Annotated in this window: 16 protein-coding genes; 9 read left to right on the top strand and 7 right to left on the bottom strand. The window is 44.8% G+C overall.

The features are described 5' to 3' along the window. On the top strand, window positions 1-943 hold a 943-nt coding region (locus KT990_RS07055), incomplete at its 5' end, for an electron transfer flavoprotein-ubiquinone oxidoreductase (RefSeq protein WP_218208531.1). Window positions 944-1,172: 229 nt separating this feature from the next. On the opposite strand, the gene tusA is transcribed toward KT990_RS07055, so the two are convergent. Then, complete coding sequence (gene tusA, locus KT990_RS07060; RefSeq protein WP_005172942.1) at window positions 1,173-1,433, bottom strand: sulfurtransferase TusA; 261 nt, start codon at window positions 1,431-1,433, stop codon at window positions 1,173-1,175. A gap of 202 nt (window positions 1,434-1,635) precedes the next feature. Between tusA and KT990_RS07065 the strand changes: the two genes are divergently transcribed. Beyond that, window positions 1,636-2,475: an HlyC/CorC family transporter gene (locus KT990_RS07065; protein WP_005095361.1), complete on the top strand. Its 840-nt coding sequence runs from the start codon at window positions 1,636-1,638 to the stop codon at window positions 2,473-2,475. Further along, entirely contained in the window at window positions 2,472-4,031 is a 1,560-nt protein-coding gene (gene lnt / locus KT990_RS07070; protein WP_218208532.1) for an apolipoprotein N-acyltransferase, read from the top strand. Before KT990_RS07065 ends, lnt begins: the two co-directional genes overlap by 4 nt. Before the next feature lie 153 nt (window positions 4,032-4,184). Here lnt and KT990_RS07075 read toward each other — a convergent pair whose 3' ends face one another. The 3 genes from KT990_RS07075 to gspF form a co-directional block, all read right to left on the bottom strand. Then, a complete protein-coding gene (locus tag KT990_RS07075) occupies window positions 4,185-4,520 on the bottom strand; it encodes a hypothetical protein (RefSeq protein ID WP_218208533.1) in 336 nt (111 codons plus the stop codon). 284 nt (window positions 4,521-4,804) lie between these two features. After that, entirely contained in the window at window positions 4,805-5,239 is a 435-nt protein-coding gene (gene gspG / locus KT990_RS07080) for a type II secretion system major pseudopilin GspG (RefSeq protein WP_005095357.1), read from the bottom strand. 79 nt (window positions 5,240-5,318) lie between these two features. Continuing rightward, a complete protein-coding gene (gene gspF, locus KT990_RS07085) occupies window positions 5,319-6,524 on the bottom strand; it encodes a type II secretion system inner membrane protein GspF (RefSeq protein ID WP_180049800.1) in 1,206 nt (401 codons plus the stop codon). Window positions 6,525-6,674: 150 nt separating this feature from the next. On the opposite strand from gspF, the gene KT990_RS07090 reads away from it, so the two are divergent. The 6 genes from KT990_RS07090 to KT990_RS07115 all read left to right on the top strand — a co-directional run bounded on the left by KT990_RS07090 (window position 6,675) and on the right by KT990_RS07115 (window position 13,681). After that, window positions 6,675-8,897, top strand: coding sequence for a primosomal protein N' (locus KT990_RS07090; protein ID WP_218208534.1), 2,223 nt, complete (start codon window positions 6,675-6,677; stop codon window positions 8,895-8,897). Window positions 8,898-8,972: 75 nt separating this feature from the next. After that, on the top strand, window positions 8,973-10,826 hold the full coding sequence (locus tag KT990_RS07095; RefSeq protein ID WP_218208535.1) for a cation:proton antiporter: 1,854 nt from the start codon (window positions 8,973-8,975) through the stop codon (window positions 10,824-10,826). 50 nt (window positions 10,827-10,876) lie between these two features. Then, entirely contained in the window at window positions 10,877-11,752 is an 876-nt protein-coding gene (locus tag KT990_RS07100) for an Hsp33 family molecular chaperone HslO (protein WP_180082913.1), read from the top strand. Window positions 11,753-12,075: 323 nt separating this feature from the next. Then, window positions 12,076-12,537, top strand: coding sequence for a DUF2147 domain-containing protein (locus KT990_RS07105; protein ID WP_005095344.1), 462 nt, complete (start codon window positions 12,076-12,078; stop codon window positions 12,535-12,537). Window positions 12,538-12,996: 459 nt separating this feature from the next. Further along, entirely contained in the window at window positions 12,997-13,329 is a 333-nt protein-coding gene (locus KT990_RS07110) for a chaperone modulator CbpM (RefSeq protein ID WP_005095341.1), read from the top strand. An 88-nt stretch (window positions 13,330-13,417) separates the two neighbouring features. Continuing rightward, window positions 13,418-13,681, top strand: a complete 264-nt coding sequence (locus tag KT990_RS07115; RefSeq protein ID WP_005095339.1) for a YdcH family protein — start codon at window positions 13,418-13,420, stop codon at window positions 13,679-13,681. Between the two features lie 210 nt (window positions 13,682-13,891). Here the strand turns inward: KT990_RS07115 and pnp are convergent, their stop codons facing one another. The 3 genes from pnp to recD all read right to left on the bottom strand — a co-directional run bounded on the left by pnp (window position 13,892) and on the right by recD (window position 19,188). After that, window positions 13,892-15,979, bottom strand: coding sequence for a polyribonucleotide nucleotidyltransferase (gene pnp / locus KT990_RS07120; protein ID WP_171063368.1), 2,088 nt, complete (start codon window positions 15,977-15,979; stop codon window positions 13,892-13,894). A gap of 259 nt (window positions 15,980-16,238) precedes the next feature. Next, window positions 16,239-16,508, bottom strand: coding sequence for a 30S ribosomal protein S15 (gene rpsO / locus KT990_RS07125; RefSeq protein WP_004637724.1), 270 nt, complete (start codon window positions 16,506-16,508; stop codon window positions 16,239-16,241). A gap of 898 nt (window positions 16,509-17,406) precedes the next feature. Next, complete coding sequence (recD, locus tag KT990_RS07130; protein ID WP_228730800.1) at window positions 17,407-19,188, bottom strand: exodeoxyribonuclease V subunit alpha; 1,782 nt, start codon at window positions 19,186-19,188, stop codon at window positions 17,407-17,409. Window positions 19,189-19,207: the final 19 nt, after the last annotated feature.

Here is a 19,207-nt window from a genome sequence, read left to right on the forward strand (position 1 = left end):
TGCTGAAAACAATCAGGTGACTTTGGGCATGATCGTGGATCTGTCCTACACCAACCCGCATATGTATCCATTCATGGAAATGCAGCGCTGGAAAACCCATCCTTTAATCAAGCAGTATTTAGAAGGCGGCAAGCGTATTTCTTATGGCGCCCGCGCCGTGACCAAAGGTGGCTTTAACTCGTTACCGAAGTTCACTTTCCCGGGTGGCTCACTCATTGGTGATGATGCCGGCTTCCTGAACTTTGCCAAAATCAAAGGCTCACATACCGCAATGAAATCCGGCATGCTCTGCGGTGAAGCGGTATTTGAAGCGATTGCGGCTGGTGTGGAAAAAGGCGGTGATCTGGCGATTGCACGTGTGGTTGAGGGTGACGATTTCTTTGTTAAGGAACTCACCGCGTATACCGACAAGTTCAACAACAGCTGGCTCAAAGAAGAGTTATACAATTCACGTAACTTTGGCCCGGCGATGCACAAGTTCGGTCAATGGATGGGTGGTGCATTTAACTTTATCGACCAGAATGTGTTCAAAGTACCATTTACCCTGCATGATCTGGTGCAAGACCATGCCGCACTGAAAACCCAAGCCGCTGAAAGCTTCAAGCCAAACTATCCAAAACCGGATGGCAAGCTGACTTTTGACCGTTTATCTTCTGTATTTGTCTCGAATACCGTGCATGAAGAAAACCAGCCTGCGCATTTAAAGCTGACTGATGCCTCTATTCCGGTAGAAGTAAACCTGCCTAAATGGGATGAACCGGCGCAGCGTTACTGCCCGGCGGGTGTCTATGAAATCATGGAAAATAATGATGGTTCAAAACGTTTCCAGATCAATGCAGCCAACTGTGTACACTGCAAGACCTGTGACATTAAAGATCCGTCTCAGAACATCACCTGGGTAACACCGGAAGGTGGCGGTGGTCCTAATTACCCTAACATGTAATTCGGATAGTCCTTGCGCGAGCTCATACCCTAACATGTAATGTTAGGGTAATCTTGCGAATGAGGAATATATTCCGCAAGTTCTCATATCCGAATATTTAAGCTCTCATGAGAACAAAATAAACCCGCTCGAAAGCGGGTTTATTTTCTGGAGAATGGCGATAATATTATTTTTAAGATCGAATAGGAACTCTTATCAGATCATAAATTTCAAAAAAAATTCGGCCAATTTAGCCGCCCTTTTTCACCAGATAATGAAATTCTTTATTGCCGTTTTCATCCAGACACTCTTCCTGCAACAGCAATTCATGTCCCAAGTGCATGCAAAATTTTGGAATATCCCAAGAGGTTGAATTATCGGTAGCAAACACCTCAACCACATCACCGGCTTTAGATTTACGAATGGCCTGATGCAACATCATGACTGGCTCAGGACAGCGTAAACCTCGGGTATTTAATTGCAGGCTTGGGATAATTTCAGTTGGGGACATCGATAGACTCAAGAGTGGAAGACTGAAAATATTTTAGCATAATCCCGCTCGGGCATTGCGGCTTTGCCAAAGTACACACGACTAAACGCAGCCCTGACTGATACGATCATGCCTGCACATCATATTTACAATAGACAAGCGTATTTTCTGCGGTATGATAAAACCACGTTTTTTTAGATATTAAGAGTCTTCAGGAAAAATCATGCACGAGGAATCAGGCCCGTCGTGGGGTATGCGCGGCTTACGTAAATGGCTGGGAACTGCACCCGAAACTCGCGACGAACTGCTAAAATTAGTACAAGATTCACGTCGATTTTTAGAACCCGATACTGTTGCCATGCTTGAAGGTGTACTTGACCTTCCGGCAACCAAAATTCGCGAAGTCATGACGCCTCGCACGTCGATGATCAGCTTACAGGAAGATGACCAACTGCTGGATATCCTGCATGTGTTGGTCGAATCTGCGCATTCGCGTTTTCCGGTCTTTTCCTCCGATCAAACCGATAATGTGGTCGGCATTCTATTGGCCAAGGATTTATTGCCTTTTCTGACCGAACCAACCTCCAAAGTCGATATTCGCGCACTGATGCGTCAACCCTTATTTGTACCAGAGAGCGCCCGTTCCGATCAGGTGCTGCGGATGCTGAAAAACACCCAGACCCATATTGCCGTGGTGATTGATGAATACGGCACCACCTCGGGTCTGGTCACGCTGGAAGATATTCTGGAAGAAATTGTTGGTGAAATTGAAGATGAACATGACAATGCCGATGAAGAGGCACAATTCATTGTTCCGGATAACGATCCAAACACCGCCAATACCTGGATAGTACAAGCTCTGACCCCGATTGAGCATTTCAATAATATGCTGGATGCGAATTTTTCTGACGATGAAGTGGAAACCATGGGTGGCTTGTTATTACAGGAAATTGGTCTGGTGAACGATCTTGAAGGCCAGACCATTGAACTGGAAAACTGGCAATTTACCATTCTTGAAGCAGATTCACGCTCTATTCACCTAATTCGAGCCGTGCGCCAATGAGAGCGTATTTCGACAAGCTGTTGAGTTCTGATCAACAGCAAAAACCGTTGCCGCTGATCTATCCTGTTCTAATTGCCTTATTTGCAGGTGCTATCTTTAGTTTGGCACTGGCTCCCTATCATTACTGGTGGCTGGCCATCCTGTCTCCGGCACTGCTCTATGCCTGCCTGCGTGGACGTAGTGCCAAACAGGCCTTTGGAATTGGCTGGGCCTATGGAATTGGCCTATGGTTTGTGGGCGCATTCTGGCTGTATACCTCTATTCATGTCTACGGCGATACTAGTGCATTTCTCAGTGTTGTAATGATCTTGATCATGGCACTGGTGATGGGCCTGTTTAGCGCCGTTCAAACCTTTGTCTATCGCCGCTTTTTCCCGGAAACCCCTTTGACCTTTGCCCCGCTTTGGGTTCTGTTTGAATGGTCTAAAACCTGGGTCTTTACCGGTTTCCCGTGGTTGTTTGCCGGCTATGCTTTTACCGAACGCTACCTAGATGCCTATGCACCTCTGTTTGGGGTGTTTGGAGTATCTTTTGTGGTGATTATTCTAGCCTGTGCACTGGTCGAAATTCTGAACCGACGTCTGTTCTGGGCGGTTCCTGCTGCAATTTTACTATTCGGTGCCTGGGGCGCGGCTCAATTGAGTTTTGTGCAACCAAAGAATGAAAAGCCGCTTACGGTTTCTCTGATTCAGGGCAATATTCCGCAAGATCTGAAATGGCTGACTGAATATCAGGTAAAAACCTTATTGATCTATGCCAATCTGAGCAAGACCGAATGGGGCCGCGATCTGATTGTCTGGCCAGAGTCCTCGATTCCGATGTTCCAGACTGATATTGAAGCCTTTCTCGAAGCCATGAAAGTACAGGCTAAAAAATCGGGTACGGCTTGGGTGACCGGCATTCCGTATTGGGATTTAGCAGAATCACAGGCTGCGGGTTATCCAAAATATTATAATAGTATTATGGCCAGCGGCGATGATTCTGATGGACTGTACAAGAAACAACGACTGGTGCCCTTTGGTGAATATATCCCGCTGTCAGGCTGGTTAAGCTGGGTATTGCCAGGTTTACAGAATGATCCCTCTATGAGCGGCTTTACCCGTGGTGCGGACAATCAAAAACCATTGAATGTGAAAAACCATCCTTTAGGTTCCGCAATTTGTTATGAGGTTGCTTATCCAAACCTGACACGCCGCAATGCCAGTCAAAGTGACTTTTTAGTTACGGTCTCGAACGATGCCTGGTTTACCGGCACGGCAGGACCTTTGCAGCATCTACAAATGGTACAAATGCGCGCCAAGGAAAATGGCCGCTGGTTTATCCGTGCCACCAATACCGGCGTGACCGCCTTTATTGACCACAATGGCCATATTGTGAAAAAAGCCCCGATGGATCAGGAAGCGGTACTGCGGGGTGAACTTCCAGCCATGCAAGGCGAAACACCTTATATGAAACTGAGTGATTGGCCGGTAATGATCTTCTCGATTCTGCTCTTGCTGGTGGGCTGGCGCTTCCGTCCCCGTAAAGTGGATGTCAGCTTTAAGTCGAGAAGATAATTTCTTCAAGTCCCTCTTTTACAAAAGGGGATTTAGGGGGATTATTAGATATAACATCTTATCAATCTCTCCTAAGCTCCCTTTACGAAAGGGATGGACACTCAAGGCAATAAAAAACCGAGGTCAATGCCTCGGTTTTTTATATTTCAAATTTTAGAACTGAACTGCTAGATAAGAAATCATACTGGCGAGGGATAACATTGGAAGATAGCGGTAAGTTTGCACCATCATATTTTCGAATACAGACGTCTGCCGTTGTTTTAATTGCAATACCGAGGCTTTCAGTGCTGACCAGAAGCACAATGCAAATAATGAACTCATCAAACTGATGGCAAAAAAACCTACCATAATCTGGCTGCTACCCTCAGTAGTCTGCCATAAATGCAGAATGCCCTGACTAATCGGTAACATGCTTAAAACCAAAAGAACAGATTTCAGCATCGACCAATGAAATTGGTTTATTTCATCCCCTAAGATTAATGCTTTCATATTCTTCTCCGTTGGCTCGTCAAGTGCCTTTCAGATCATTATGAGCCTTTTTGGGTAAATAGAAAGTCTATATTTATTCATATTTTACGATAATTGTAATAGATAAATATGGGAATAATTCTTATTATAACTCGCATATACAAATTATTAATTAATTACAATAAATATCAAAAACTTAGATTATAATTTATAATTAAGAGTTATTATCACTTCACTTAGTCTTGAAAACGTCTATTAAGTGAAGTGATATATTTCATCTATTGAGAGTTTATATTGATTCTCAATCAAGGCTGATAATAAATATCAGCATCGGTGCCTTCACCACCCGACTGACCATCTGCACCGAATGAATACAGATCAAAAGTACGACCATTGGTGCCCGGCATCACATATTGCAGATCATTATCCCAACTGTCTTTAGGATAGCCGCCCTTGACATAGCCGCCCGGCAACCAGTTTTTCGCAGTCGCTGGCTGATTCACCAGTGCATCCAGACCACCTTCCTGCATGCTTGGATATTTGCCATTGTCCAGCTTATATTGGTCCAGTGAACCAGCAATACTCTGTAACTTGATCACAGTGGTATCCACTTTGGCCTTTTCACCGCGTCCCATCACGTTCGGTACAATCAGTGCAGCAAGCACACCGAGAATCACAATCACCACCATCACTTCGATTAAGGTAAAGCCCGTCTGTTTATTTAATTGATTTCTTTTCATTCAATCTCTCTCATTCATTTGCATCATTCACAACATTCAATTTAATTTTAATACCACGAGAATTTTAACTTGATTCTGTTTAAATCATATTATTCATATTGACGATTGGCAGCATCACCGCAATCACAATGACCAAAACAATACTGGCCATTAGCACCAGCATTAAAGGTTCCAATAAGGCCAGTAAAGTCGAAATCAGCGTGGTGACTTCCCGATCCTGCATCTGTGATGCACGCTCCAGCATGCGATCCAGTTCGCCCGAGGCTTCGCCACTTTTGATCATTTGTACCATCATCGGCGGAAAATAACCACTGCGCTCCAGCTGGGTTGCCAGGTTGCCGCCTTCGGTGACTTTTTCCGCTGCCAGATTGACCGCATCACGAATCACCCAGTTATTACTGACTGCAGCGCCAATCCGTAGGGCATCGACCAAAGGCACGCCTGACTGGGTCAAAATGGACAAGGTACTGGCAAAACGTGCGGCATTAATCCCGCGTGATAATTTTCCAAATAAAGGCAGTTTCAGGGTTAAACGGTCGAAGGCATAATGCCCGGCTGTGGTTCTCAAGAATCGTATCAGCAGGGAGATGCCCAAGAAACCGCCAACCAAGAGAAATGGCCACGCAATACGAATAAAATCACTGGCTTTCATCAAGGTGACCGTAATCCACGGTAAGGCATCTTTGCTTTGATCAAAAGTCTTGACGATATCTGGCACCACATAAGTCATCAGCCCCATCACGATGGCAAAAGACATCAGCATCAGAATAATTGGATAGACCATCGCGCCTTGAATTTTTTTCTGCATGGCAAAACGGTTTTCGGTATAGTCAGCCAATTGATCCAGAATCAGATCCAGATGCCCGGAACGCTCACCGGCCGCAATGGTGGCAATATACAATTCTGGAAACCGCCCGGACTGTTGCAGACCCTGCGCCAGACTATGCCCCTCCAGAACCTTGGAACGCACCGACATCAGCAGATTTTGTACATGTACTTTTTCGCTTTGCTTGCCGACGGCGCGGATGGCTTCTTCCAGCGGAATCGCGGCAGCGACCAGTACAGATAATTGCCGGGTCATTAAGGCCAGATCATAAGCGGTAATGCTTTTTTCAAACCATTTCCTACGATCATGTTTGTCTTTTTTCTCGACAGGATCAACAGAGACCGGAATAAGTGCTTTATCCCTTAACTGTTGCCGGATCTGACGTGCAGAATCCCCCTCCAGCACGCCTTTTTGCTGCTTTCCTGAAGCATCAAGCGCAATAAACTGATATGCAGGCATTGTAATGCTCTAATTTTCCAAAATTTTGCTTAACGCTGTTGCGTCAGACCACCGAAATCATTCATATTCTTTGATATAAATTATCTGCTCACTCTACCATAATCGAACTTTAAGCACGACGAAATTTCTTCAGGATATCCAGCACCAGACATGCAAAATTCTCATACCGATTCTAGTCCACTTTGTCGCGTACGCGTTGCTGTACCTGTGCATGTATTCGATTGTTTTGATTACAGTATGAATGCAGAACAATTTGAGCAGGCCCAGGTCGGCGCACGCGTATTGGTATCTTTTGGACGACAGAATCTGGTTGGGGTGATTATCGAAAAGCTCTCCGCAGATACTCCGGTCGACCCACGTTTTAAACTCAAGCCAGTCACTGAATTGCTGGATGAACGTGCCATCATAGACCCTAAAGTTTTAAGTTTGTTGACATGGTCGGCACAGTATTATCAGTTTCCGATGGGTGAAGTGGTGCACAGTGCCCTGCCAACGCTGTTACGCCAAGGTAAGCCTTATAACCTGCTGGCCCGCACCTGGAAACTTCTGAACCCTGATGCTGAAGCTGAAATACGCCGTTCGGAAAAGCAGCAGGAAGCCTACCGGATTTTAAAACTGCATCCGGTTGGCACCACTGAAAATGTATTGAATTTGGCCGGAATTGAAACTGCGACCTTAAAAGCACTGGAGAAAAAAGAGATTTGTATCTGTGTGCTGGAGCCACAAGATTTCAGTCCACAGCCGATGCAATTGGCGCAAATGCCGCTGACCGCTAATCCTGAACAGAAACATGCCATTGATCAGGTATTAAAGTATCGCAATCAATATCAGGCTTTTTTACTGGATGGTCTGACCGGCAGCGGCAAAACCGAAGTCTATCTACAAATCATGCAACAGGTGCTGAAACAAGGTAAGCAGGTCTTGGTGCTGGTGCCGGAAATTGGTCTGACCCCGCAAACGATTAGCCGTTTCCAGTCGCGTTTTCAGTGTCATATCGCGCTATTGCATTCAGGCCTAAACGATACAAAACGTCTGCAAGCCTGGCAGGCAGCAGAGACTGGCAAAGCTTCAATCATCCTCGGCACACGTTCCGCCATCTATACCCCCATACCGAATTTGGGTCTGATCATTCTGGATGAAGAACATGATTTGTCTTTTAAGCAGCAGGAAGGTTTCCGCTATCATGCCCGCGATGTGGCGCTGTACCGCGGCCATTTACAGCAATGTCCAGTGCTGCTGGGATCAGCGACACCAAGTATCGACAGTTATGCGCTGGTTGAACATGGCAAAATGCAGGTGCTGGAGCTGAATCAACGTGCCGGCACAGCCTTAATGCCGAAAATCCATATTCTGGATTTAAAGGTGGCACAGAAAAAGCATGGCATCAGTCTGCAACTGATTCAGAACATCAAAAAGCGTCTGGAGAAAAAAGAACAGGTACTGATCTTTTTAAACCGCCGTGGCTATGCCCCCGTCCTGCTTTGTGGCAGTTGTGGCTGGCAGGCACAATGTCCGCACTGCGATGCCAATTTTACTGTGCATCGCCAGCCTTATCAGCATCTGCATTGCCATCACTGTGGCACCATTCACCGGATGCCGGAGCACTGTCCGCAGTGTCAGCATCAGGAACTGGTCACACTGGGTATGGGCACTGGCAAGGTCGAAGAACATCTGAATGAACTTTTTCCGGATCATGAAGTGATTCGGGTCGATCGCGATTCCACCAGCCGGGTGGGTAGCTGGCAAAAAATCTATGACAAGATTCAAAAAAGTGAACCCGCGATTCTGCTCGGCACCCAGATGCTGGCCAAAGGGCATCATTTTCCTTATGTGACGCTGGTGGCGATTCTGGATATTGATTCCGGTCTGCTCAGTGTGGATTTCCGTGCCACCGAACGTACCGCACAACTGATCGTTCAGGTCTCAGGCCGGGCCGGACGTGGCGAACACAAAGGCGATGTCTATTTGCAGACGCTCAGACCGGATCATGCCCTGCTGAATACCTTGGTCAATGAAAATTATCGTGTGTTTGCCCAGCAGACCTTAAAGGAACGGCAAATTGCCCAGATGCCGCCCTATCGTTATGCCATCCTGATTCGCTGCGAATCCAAGGATCAGGCACAAAATACCGAATTCTTACAGAAACATGCGGCATTCCTCAGGCAATATCCTGATCTGGCGCTGGACATCTGGGGGCCCATTCCTGCGCCGATGGAACGTAAGGCTGGGCGCTATCAGTCGCATATGGTGCTTTTGTCAGCAGATCGTCCACGTTTGCATTACTATGTGCGCAGCTGGTGGCAGAATATGCTGCAGGACAAACCTTCCAGCATGAAGCTGACGCTGGACATTGACCCGCAAGAACTCAGCTAAGAGAATTGCATCTGAGTCCATGTCCGGGACATACGCATCAACGTCTTGATCAAGCATAAAATTTAGGACAGGAAAATGTCGATACTGTTACAAATAACACTGGTTTTGGTGGTCGCACTGTTAATAGTGCCACTGAGTAAAAGGCTCAGACTACCAAGCGTACTGGGCTATCTGTTAACAGGACTGATCTTAAGTCCCGGTGTTTTGCATCTGATTCAGACTCCAGACCTGATGAACAGTTTCATGAACGTCAGCCTGTTGGCACTGCTGTTCTGGATCGGGCTGCAACTCAGACCACAACGCATCGCCCAGATCAGTCAATCTCTGTGGATGACGGCTGCTTTGCAGGTACTAATGAGCACCTTGATTTTTAGCCTGCTGGCCTGGATTTTTCTACAACAAAGCCTGCTGGCCAGTATTGTGATTGGACTTGCTGGCAGTCTGTCAGCCATGACCTTGGTGATTCAACAACTCCACAATCAGGAACAGTTTGCCACCAGCTATGGTCAACAGACCTATTCAATCCTGCTGCTGCATGCCCTGCTGGCCATTCCTGTGATTGCCGCCATTCCTTTATTTGCCGGGATTCGTTCGACCGAACACGGAGTGGCTTATTTTGCCGCGATGATCACTACTTTTACCGGCTTGTTCCTGTGTAATCGCTATCTGATGCAGCCACTATATCGCTGGATTACAAAAAGTGGCAGTCACGAACTGCATGCCATTGTGGCGATTGCGGTAACTTTGGCACTGCTGCTCTTGATGAGTACGCTTGGACTGAATCTGTTTCTTGGCGCTTTATTTGCCGGGATTTTACTGGCAGATACAGATTTCCGGCCCGCGGTAGAAAGCACCATTCGACCTTTTCAGGGCTTATTGATGGGCCTAGCCTTTATCAGTCTGGGTATGTCACTGCAACTGCCCGATCTGTTGAATTTCCGTTGGATCATTTTAGGCGGCACTCTAGCTTTAATCTTGGTCAAGTTTGCAATCAGTTTGGTATTGGCGCGTTATCATCAAAATAGCTGGCGCAACAGTAGCTTGCTGGCAGCCAGCCTGGCACAAGGTGGCGAGTTTGCCTTGCTGGCGCTGGTGATTGCGGTATCCGACCAGATCATCGCAGCCAATCTGCTGTCTCCCTTGCTCTGGATGGTGAGTTTCTCATTATTACTTAGCCCGGCATTTTACTGGTTATTACACAGTCAGGTTTTACCGCGTCTGGATCAAAACAATCATCTGGCTGCGACCTTTGAAACCGATTCCAGTCCTCAAGCCAGCCCCCCTATTTTGCTGATTGGATTTGGCCGCTTTGGACAAATTATTGCCCGGATTTTACTGCAACAACAGCATGTATTTAGTGTCATGGACAGCAATGTGCCAGCCACTGAACTGCTTGCGCAGTATCAAATTCCTTTCTATCAGGCCGATGCGACAGAGCCAGAAACTTTGGCACATGCAGGAATTGCGATGGCCCAGCAAGTGATTATTGCCATTGATGATATTGAAGATTCGATGCTGATCGTGCGGTATATCCGGCTGAATTATCCTGAAACTTGTTTATGGGTACGCGCACGTGATCGTCATCATGTGCATCTGTTACAGGATTTAGGTGTAGAGAAAATCTGGCGTGAAAACTACTTTTCAGCACTGGAAATGAGTGAGGCTTTGTTAAGCCAGTTGAATACTGCTCCGGAAGAAAGTCAGCAACAGATTGAATACTTCCGCGCACATGATGAAAAATTACTCAACAGTCAATACCATCTAGATTCGGATCAACACGCAAGTTATGAACATCACCGCAGTAGCTTGGCAGAACTCGAACATCTGTTTGCGCAGGATCAACGCAACAAAGTTCAAAAAACAGATACACAGCCGCAACAGGATACAAACGGCGCAGGAATTGATGCGTTAAGAGATGATCTGTCATAACTTGTGTTTTACAATAATGACACCATTAAAGCAGGGTTATGGAGAATTTTATGTCTGATTTACGCCAACGCTTTTTTATTGAAGATAGCCCTGTTCGTGGTGAAGTGGTGCATCTTGAAGAAGCTTTACAAACCATTTTAGCGCAACGTGACTATGCACCTGCGGTCAAGATTCTGTTGGGTGAAATGCTCACTGCGACTGCACTGCTTGCCAGCACCTTGAAGATTAAAGGGCGTATCAGCCTGCAAATTCAGGCATCAGGCACATTTAAATGGGCAATGGCTGAATGCAACCACCTGGGTGAAGTTCGCGCTTTGGCGGACTATGAAGAAGATCCGCACTTTCTGGTGGGTGAAGATAGCAGCACCATCTTAAAGTCACTGGTTTCTCCAGTGCTGTTTATCAATATCGAACCAGAATTTGGTGAGCGTTATCAAGGTATTGTGCCGCTGGACAAAGAAAATCTGGCTGGCTGCCTCATGCAGTATTATGACCTGTCTGCACAGATTCCAACGCGCATTGTACTGGCAAGCGACTATCAGCGCGCCGGTGGTTTACTGATTCAGCTATTGCCACGGAATAGTGAAGAAGAACAGCGCCGTGTTGATGAAGATTTATGGCCGCGTCTGACCATGCTCACTGAAACCTTGAAAACTGAAGAACTAATCGGCCTGCAAGCCACTGACATTCTTTACCGTTTATATAATGAAGAAGAAGTGCGCTTGCCAGAAACTGAAGCCTTGAAATTTGGCTGTACCTGCTCTAAAGAGCGCTGTGCAGTGGCCTTACAACAGATTGGCGTAGAATCAATACGTGAAACACTGGAATTCCAGAATCCGATCAAAATGGATTGTCAGTTCTGTAATAGCCAATATACCTTTACAGCCGAAGAGGCCTTAGGTCTATGTGGTGAACATCTAAGCTAAGCGGTGCTAAGTATGGATTTAAAAAAGCATTCCTCAGGAGTGCTTTTTTATGTTTTAAAATTTACATGACGAAGCTCAACAGAGCATATTTACCTCCAGTAGAAAACCTGTTGATTCACTGAATCAGATCCTCAGATAAACCCCACCCCAAAATCCCATTTAAATTATAAGACTATTCACATTAACAAAGACCAAATACTCATCGTTTTAAAAAAATTATGAGAATACAATCACATTTTATAGTATTGATTTAATTATGCTTTTAAAATAAATTAGAGTAATAATTCTAAAATGAATACAGTATCAAATTTAACAGGTATGTTATGAAAAAATTATTGAACACTCTAGTGATGGGGATAAGTTTAGCTGCGGTTTCTAGCTTGGCCTTTGCCTATGAAGATCCATTAGTGGGTAAATGGAAAACCATTGATGATCAATCAGGCTATTCTCGTGCGGATGTAGAAGTTCGTAAGAAAGCGGATGGTAGCTATGAAGGAATAATTGTCGCAACACGTAGCCTGCCTGGCGCGGAGAAAATGGGCATCTGTCATAAATGTCCAGGTCAGCTCAAAGATAAACCGTTTATAGGCCTGCCGTTTATCTGGGATTTTAAAGCAGATCCGAAAAAGCCACGTGAATACCATGACGGCAAAGTGCTTGATCCGATCAGTGGCAAAATTTACAAAGGCAAAGCACGCCTAAGTGCCAATGGCAAACGCCTAACCTTGCGTGGTTATGTCGGTGTCTCAGTAATTGGCCGCAGTGTAACCTGGATAAAACATTAATTTCAGAAAGATTTTCAAAGCCTCTGTATCAGGGGCTTTTTCTTTGTCATGATTTGAAACAATAAGGTACAAATAAAAACTGTTTTGGCGCAGCTAAAGTCATAATAATGGATCGAAGACGGTTATTTTTTATCCATTTATGATGATCAATCTTCAGCCTTGTTTAATTCTGTCATCAGGTCTGCTTTGCTGTCCTCATAGGGCAGCGTATATTCAACACAGGAAAGTGTTTGAACACACTCGGTCAATAAAACATAAAACTATAAAAACAGCGTTCACTTTCACCTTCTCTTATTCGCGCGTTCCTGATGCATTGAATACCGGAACATACCGATTTTTTTCTCGTGATCATTTGAGTCATCACTCTGAGTCTGCATATCCGAAGAATAGAAAGCGTTTTACTTCAGTACCTTTTCATTCTCTCAATTTTGCACACTTGGCTGTTTAAGGAGTAGAGCCATGACTACAATTCAGTACCAAGAAAGCTTTTCACAGGACTATACCCCGTCAGAAATTATGGACGATCACTCATTTGACCTCATCCACTTCGCAGAAGCATGCGGACAAAGTCCGGAATGGGTCATGCAATTGATTGAACATGGAATTCTGCCCGATCGTTCTCCTGTCACGCCAGCCAGCACTTTCCTCGGTGAGGATATTTCACGTGCACAACGCGCCTATCGCCTGCAACGCGATTTTGATGCGTCATTTACCGCAGTCGCGATGATGCTGGACCTCATCGATGAAGTGCAGGAGTTACGCCGCGAGGTCAAACATTTGCATTTTAAGTAAGTCCTTTGATGCTCTGTCTATCTGCATCTTTCGCTGCAGATCAGGACATATTTATTTTTAATTTGATGATTAGAGTATAAAAAGCGCTATGAAAACCAAAGATTGTAATAAAAAAATGAAATACATGTTTCCCGAATACCGCGACTTGATTGTGCAACTTCGCGAGGAAAACCCATACTTTGCCAAATTGTTTGAGGAACATAATGAGCTGGACAGGAAAATTAGTCAGCTTGAACTCGACCCGGTCAATCATATCAACAATGATATTGAAGCGATCAAGCGTAAAAAGCTAAAATTGAAAGATGAAATTTATCGTCTGCTAAAAAGTTCTGAAGCCGATCCCCTGACCTAAGATCAACTGCTTACTACAGACTCAGATCGTTCAATACCATCGTGCGACAATCGTTGACAGCCTGTGGCCGATTCAAACATTTTGGCCAGATGTGCGGAGATTTTCCGAAGCATAAAAAAAGCCCTGAACAGCCAAAGTAAGCACTTTGATCAAGCTCAGGGCTTTTGATATTTCATTCCCATGAGCTAACTCATGGGAATATTCAGATGATTAAACTTGTTCGATGTCTTTCATGGTCAATTTGATACGGCCACGGTTGTCAACGTCTGCAACCTGTACCTTCACTTCTTGACCTTCTTTCAATACATCTGCAACGTTCGCAATGCGTTCGTTCGAGATTTGAGAGATATGAAGTAAGCCATCAGTACCCGGAAGAATATTCACGAACGCACCGAATTCAACGATACGAATCACTTTACCCACGTAAATTGTACCTGGTTCGATCTCAGCAGTTAATGCTTGAATTTTAGCAACTGCAGCAGCGGCTGCCGCTTTAGTTTCACCGAATACGCGAACTGTACCGTTATCTTCAATATCGATTGCAGCTTTCGTTTCTTCAGTAATCGCACGAATCGTCGCGCCGCCTTTACCGATTACATCACGGATTTTGTCCGGGTTGATGTTGATTACCTGGAAGGTTGGTGCATGCATCGAAATTTCAGGACGAGCGCGTGAAATTACTTGGTTCATCTCATTAAGAATGTGCATACGACCGGCATAAGCCTGGTTCAATGCAGACTCCATGATCTCTTCAGTAATCCCTTCGATCTTGATGTCCATTTGCAGTGCAGTAATACCGTTTGCAGAACCTGCGACTTTAAAGTCCATGTCGCCAAGATGATCTTCATCACCCAGGATGTCAGAAAGAACTGCGAAACGCTCGCCTTCTTTTACTAGACCCATTGCGATACCCGCAACTGGTGCTTTAAGTGGAACACCTGCATCCATAAGTGATAGAGAAGCACCACATACAGAAGCCATTGAAGATGAACCGTTCGATTCTGTGATGTCAGATACGATACGGATCACGTACGGGAAGCGGTCAGCTGCAGGAAGAACTGCTTGAACACCACGACGTGCTAGACGACCGTGACCGATTTCACGACGCTTAGGACCAGATTCACGACCCGTTTCGCCTACAGAGTATGCAGGGAAGTTATAGTGAAGCATGAAGTTGTCAGTTTTAGTACCTGCAAGGGTATCAACCATCAACGCATCACGGGTGTTACCCAAAGTTGTTGTAACCAATGCCTGAGTTTCACCACGTGTGAACAATGCAGAACCATGAGCACGACCTAATACGCCCACTTGTACATCGATTGCACGAACAGTTTTAGTATCACGACCATCAATACGTGGCTTACCAGACAAGATGTTGTCACGAACCGTGCGGTATTTAAGATCTTCGAAGAGTTCGTTTACTTCGTCAGCAATACCTGTTTCATCTTCTTCAGGAACGAATTGGGCAACAGCTTCTGCGTGAAGTGCATCAAGCGCCGCATAACGGTCTTGTTTCACAGCAATTGTGTAGGCTTCAGAGATTTTCGCTTCGAATGCATCTTTTAATTGACCAAGAAGCGCTTCATTTTTGCTTGGAGCAACCCAAGTTGACTCAACTGCGCCAGCTGCTGCAGCAAATTCTTTGATCGCTTGAATCGCGATTTGCATTTCGTCATGACCGAACAATACAGCGCCCAGCATTTGGTCTTCTGAAAGTTCTTTCGCTTCAGATTCAACCATCAATACTGCAGCTTCAGTACCTGCAACAACCAGATCAAGATCAGACTCTTTTAACTGTTCGTGGTTCGGGTTCAGGATGTATTCACCGTTGATCAAACCAACGCGAGCGCCGCCGATTGGACCACGGAAAGGCGTACCTGCAATCGACAATGCAGCAGAAGTACCCAGCATTGCAGCAATGTCAGCATCCATGGTTTTGTCAGATGAAATTACTGTTGCAGTCACTTGAATTTCGTTGAAGTAACCTTCTGGGAACAATGGACGAATTGGACGGTCGATCAGACGTGAAATTAAAGTTTCAGCTTCAGACTGACGGCCTTCACGCTTACCATAACCACCCGGGATACGGCCTGCAGCATATTGCTTTTCTTGGTAGTTAACAGTCAATGGGAAGAAGTCTTGACCGGCTTTTGCTTTAGGTTGCGCTACAACAGCAACAAGAACCTGTACGCCGCCCATGGTAATCACAACAGTGTTTGCTTGACGTGCAACGCGACCTGTTTCAAGAATCACGTTGTGTTGACCGAATTGGAATTCTTTACGAATAATATTAAACATCGACATGTTTTATTTTTTCCTAGTTCTTGTGAACAATTATTCTAGTGGAGACCCCTAAGGTTTGGCATTCACGACCATATAGACGAACAAATGACAAAGCTTAGAAGCCGACCTCACCAGATTAAATACTATTTTTAAACACAAAGAAGGAGCGAAACATTCGCCCCTTCCACTGGCCTAGCCAAAAGCTAAACCGACTTTAGTTTTCAGCAATAAAGCACAAAGCATGCAATAACCCGAAAATAAAGTTTAAATCGAATTAACGACGTAAACCTAAAGCACCGATCAATGCTACATAACGACCGTGGTCTTTACCATTTAGGTAGTCAAGCAGCTTACGACGTTGGTTAACCATACGGATTAGACCGCGACGGCTATGGTGGTCGTGTTTGTGCTCTTTGAAGTGACCTTGTAAGTCATTGATTTGAGCAGTCAAAAGAGCTACTTGAACTTCTGGTGAACCAGTGTCGTTTTCAGCGCGTGCGAATTTAGCAATGATCTCTGCGCGATCTGCGTTAGTTAAAGCCATTCGATTTCTCCGAGATGCTTATATATTTTGATAAAAATCAATGTAATGAGAATTCAAAACTTTGACTGCCGTGCATCACTACAGCAAGTTGCATATTTTAAGGGAAAATGCGCCAAATTGCAAAAATAGATCAGCACTTTTAAATGTTTTCAATCGGTGATTTATTTAAAGCGAAGCTGTTGTCCATTGATCCTGAGTTATTCAAGATCTGTACTGTTTTAAGCGAGATCATCTAGACCACTTAAATAGAGAAATCGACCTAAGCAATTAGAACGCTTTTTCTATTGTTTTAATGTACCGTCGTCTGTCTGAATAAAAAATAGATAAAAAAAAGCCCGAGTTTAGTCGGGCTTTTTGGCGCTGTAGTTCTTTCTCTTATCATTATTATTTATTGTGTTTTTTATAGCGTTTTACGCTTGTTATTATTTTCAAACATCCTGTTGAAAAATCACCTTCCTTGTGTGGTAGATTTTGCCATATTCTACAAAGACAAGTAGAGGCATTTAGCGTATCTTGCTGTAAGCTATTTCGTACAATAACCAGCCTAAAAGTTGCATAATATTACATTAATACCACTTTATTTAACCTAATTCGCTTAAATCCAGCCATTCCACAACAATATCCAACTTTAGAATTAAGGTAAATATCTAGTATTTTGAAATATAAATTAATTAAATATAAAAAAGCCTTGTAGTCTCTCCCAAAACTACAAGGCTTAGCGGCTGTAAGTTTCCTCTTTTTACTTACCTCACTGTAAGTTCGCTGTCTACTGACATTCTTTTTATAATTATACGATTATGCTCAACTTTCCGTGTTGAGTTATTTTGTATGACCAATCTTCTCAAAAACTGAGTAAAAGCTCTATGCGGCAATTTCTTGAATCCGTGTAAGCTTTTACCTACAAGATCTGATTATTTTTTGCCAATAAACTAGTAGATTGTTCAAGTATTTTTTGACTTAAACCACTTTTACGTGTGGTTCGTACGCATAAGGCTTGTGTAAAAGCGTCACAATCTACCAATAAACTGACCACTTTTTTAGCACGGGTAATTGCAGTATAAATCAACTCTTTACTTAATAGATTTTGCGCATATTGATCCAGCACCACTGCGGTATGTGCAAATTCTGAACCTTGAGATTTGTGAATGGTCAGTGCAAAAGCGGTTTCTATACTCTTTGGCAAACGGGTGGCTAAGACCCATTTTTCCAGACTCGGAAAATAGACTTCAAACTGGCACTGACCAGACTGCTCACGTAAAAAACAGATGCCAATATCACCATTGGATAAACCCAGTTGATAATCGTTATAGGTCATCATGACCGGCCGCCCGACATACCAGTCACCCTGCTTCAGTTGACCTTGAGCGGCTAAAAAGCGTTGTTCAATCTGTAGATTGATTTTGAATAAGCCCAGATCACCAGAACGAATCGCAGTTAAAATACGGTAATCATCAAATGATCTCACCACCTGTTGTACATATTGCTCGAAATTATCTAAGCCTTGCTTATTTTTGACAACCTGTGTATAGGCCTGATAACCATACATCAACTGGTCATAATATTGATTCAATGTAGTGGCCGTCTGTTCAGCACCAGGCGCTAAATATTGCAACTGGATCTGGTCAATCTCAACCTGATCCAAGGCGATGGCTTGTAATTCACTGGCAGTGACAATCTGCTGCTCAAATTTTTGCAGGACACTGGCAGCTTCATGCTGCTGCTGAATAAAATCAGCCATTGCACCAATCTTGGCCCCTGCTTTAAAACGTCGTGTGGTAATTAAGTTGACCCGATTATCCTGCAAAGTCGCAACCTGTTGCAGATCTGCCAGAACGGTGCCGACATCCACAGAAGCCAACTGGTCTGCATCGCCAAGTAAAATCAGACGTGCCTGAGATGGCACAGCGGCCAGCAACATCTGTGACAGACTTAAATCCAGCATCGAGGCTTCATCGACCACAATTACGTCATAGGGCAAAGGCTGTTTGGTATGAAAACGTGGCTGTCCGCGCGTGCCCAATCCCAATAAACGATGCAGGGTCACGGGTTGTAACTGTTGTAGTGCAGCTATTTCAAACTGCTGCAAAACTTCAGTCTGTAAGGCTTTTTGCAGCGCTTCTTTCATCCGCTGTGCAGCCTTTCCGGTCGGCGCGGCCATGGCAATCCGGATATTCGGCAGCGCGTCATATAAAACTGCAATAATATGCGCCAGCGTATAAGTTTTACCGGTTCCCGGCCCGCCAGTAATAATACTGAAGGCTTGCTCTGCCACCATTTGCAAGGCTTTTTGCTGCTGTGGATCTGAGAGCAGACTGCGGTCACGTGCTGTTAACTCCAGGGCTACAATAGATTGGGTCTTGATTCGTGCTATATGCGTTGCCACTGCCTGTTCCAGCTGCCAGTAGCGGTACAGATATAAATGCTGATCTTCAAACACCAAGGGGGCAATACCCGTGCCTTGCTGAGCATGATCACGCACCAGATTATGCAATAATGCCATTTGTTGAGGAAGCGCTTCAATGCAGCTATCGCCGGCCTGCATCGCCTCAAGCAATTGCTGAATCAGTAATTTTGCTGCCGGATCAAATGTAGCCGAGCTAAATGGTGGCTGACATAAATAGTCAATCCAGGCCATCAAACTGACGTTTTGTTGCGACACGTGATTCTGCTCATTTTCCACACAGTTATCCTCAAAGTTA

This window comes from Acinetobacter sp. F9 (genome assembly GCF_019195275.1).
In the GTDB taxonomy this organism is placed as follows: domain Bacteria; phylum Pseudomonadota; class Gammaproteobacteria; order Pseudomonadales; family Moraxellaceae; genus Acinetobacter; species Acinetobacter pseudolwoffii.

Excerpts from the sequence above, each read along its gene's own strand:
- KT990_RS07115 (WP_005095339.1), top strand. The coding sequence starts at position 13,418 with ATGAAAACCAAAGATTGTAATAAAAAAATGAAATACATGTTTCCCGAA.
- KT990_RS07065 (WP_005095361.1), top strand. The coding sequence starts at position 1,636 with ATGCACGAGGAATCAGGCCCGTCGTGGGGTATGCGCGGCTTACGTAAA.
- KT990_RS07090 (WP_218208534.1), top strand. The coding sequence starts at position 6,675 with ATGCAAAATTCTCATACCGATTCTAGTCCACTTTGTCGCGTACGCGTT.
- KT990_RS07100 (WP_180082913.1), top strand. The coding sequence starts at position 10,877 with ATGTCTGATTTACGCCAACGCTTTTTTATTGAAGATAGCCCTGTTCGT.
- gspG (WP_005095357.1), bottom strand. The coding sequence starts at position 5,239 with ATGAAAAGAAATCAATTAAATAAACAGACGGGCTTTACCTTAATCGAA.
- rpsO (WP_004637724.1), bottom strand. The coding sequence starts at position 16,508 with ATGGCTTTAACTAACGCAGATCGCGCAGAGATCATTGCTAAATTCGCA.
- KT990_RS07095 (WP_218208535.1), top strand. The coding sequence starts at position 8,973 with ATGTCGATACTGTTACAAATAACACTGGTTTTGGTGGTCGCACTGTTA.
- KT990_RS07075 (WP_218208533.1), bottom strand. The coding sequence starts at position 4,520 with ATGAAAGCATTAATCTTAGGGGATGAAATAAACCAATTTCATTGGTCG.
- pnp (WP_171063368.1), bottom strand. The coding sequence starts at position 15,979 with ATGTTTAATATTATTCGTAAAGAATTCCAATTCGGTCAACACAACGTG.
- gspF (WP_180049800.1), bottom strand. The coding sequence starts at position 6,524 with ATGCCTGCATATCAGTTTATTGCGCTTGATGCTTCAGGAAAGCAGCAA.
- KT990_RS07110 (WP_005095341.1), top strand. The coding sequence starts at position 12,997 with ATGACTACAATTCAGTACCAAGAAAGCTTTTCACAGGACTATACCCCG.
- lnt (WP_218208532.1), top strand. The coding sequence starts at position 2,472 with ATGAGAGCGTATTTCGACAAGCTGTTGAGTTCTGATCAACAGCAAAAA.
- tusA (WP_005172942.1), bottom strand. The coding sequence starts at position 1,433 with ATGTCCCCAACTGAAATTATCCCAAGCCTGCAATTAAATACCCGAGGT.
- KT990_RS07105 (WP_005095344.1), top strand. The coding sequence starts at position 12,076 with ATGAAAAAATTATTGAACACTCTAGTGATGGGGATAAGTTTAGCTGCG.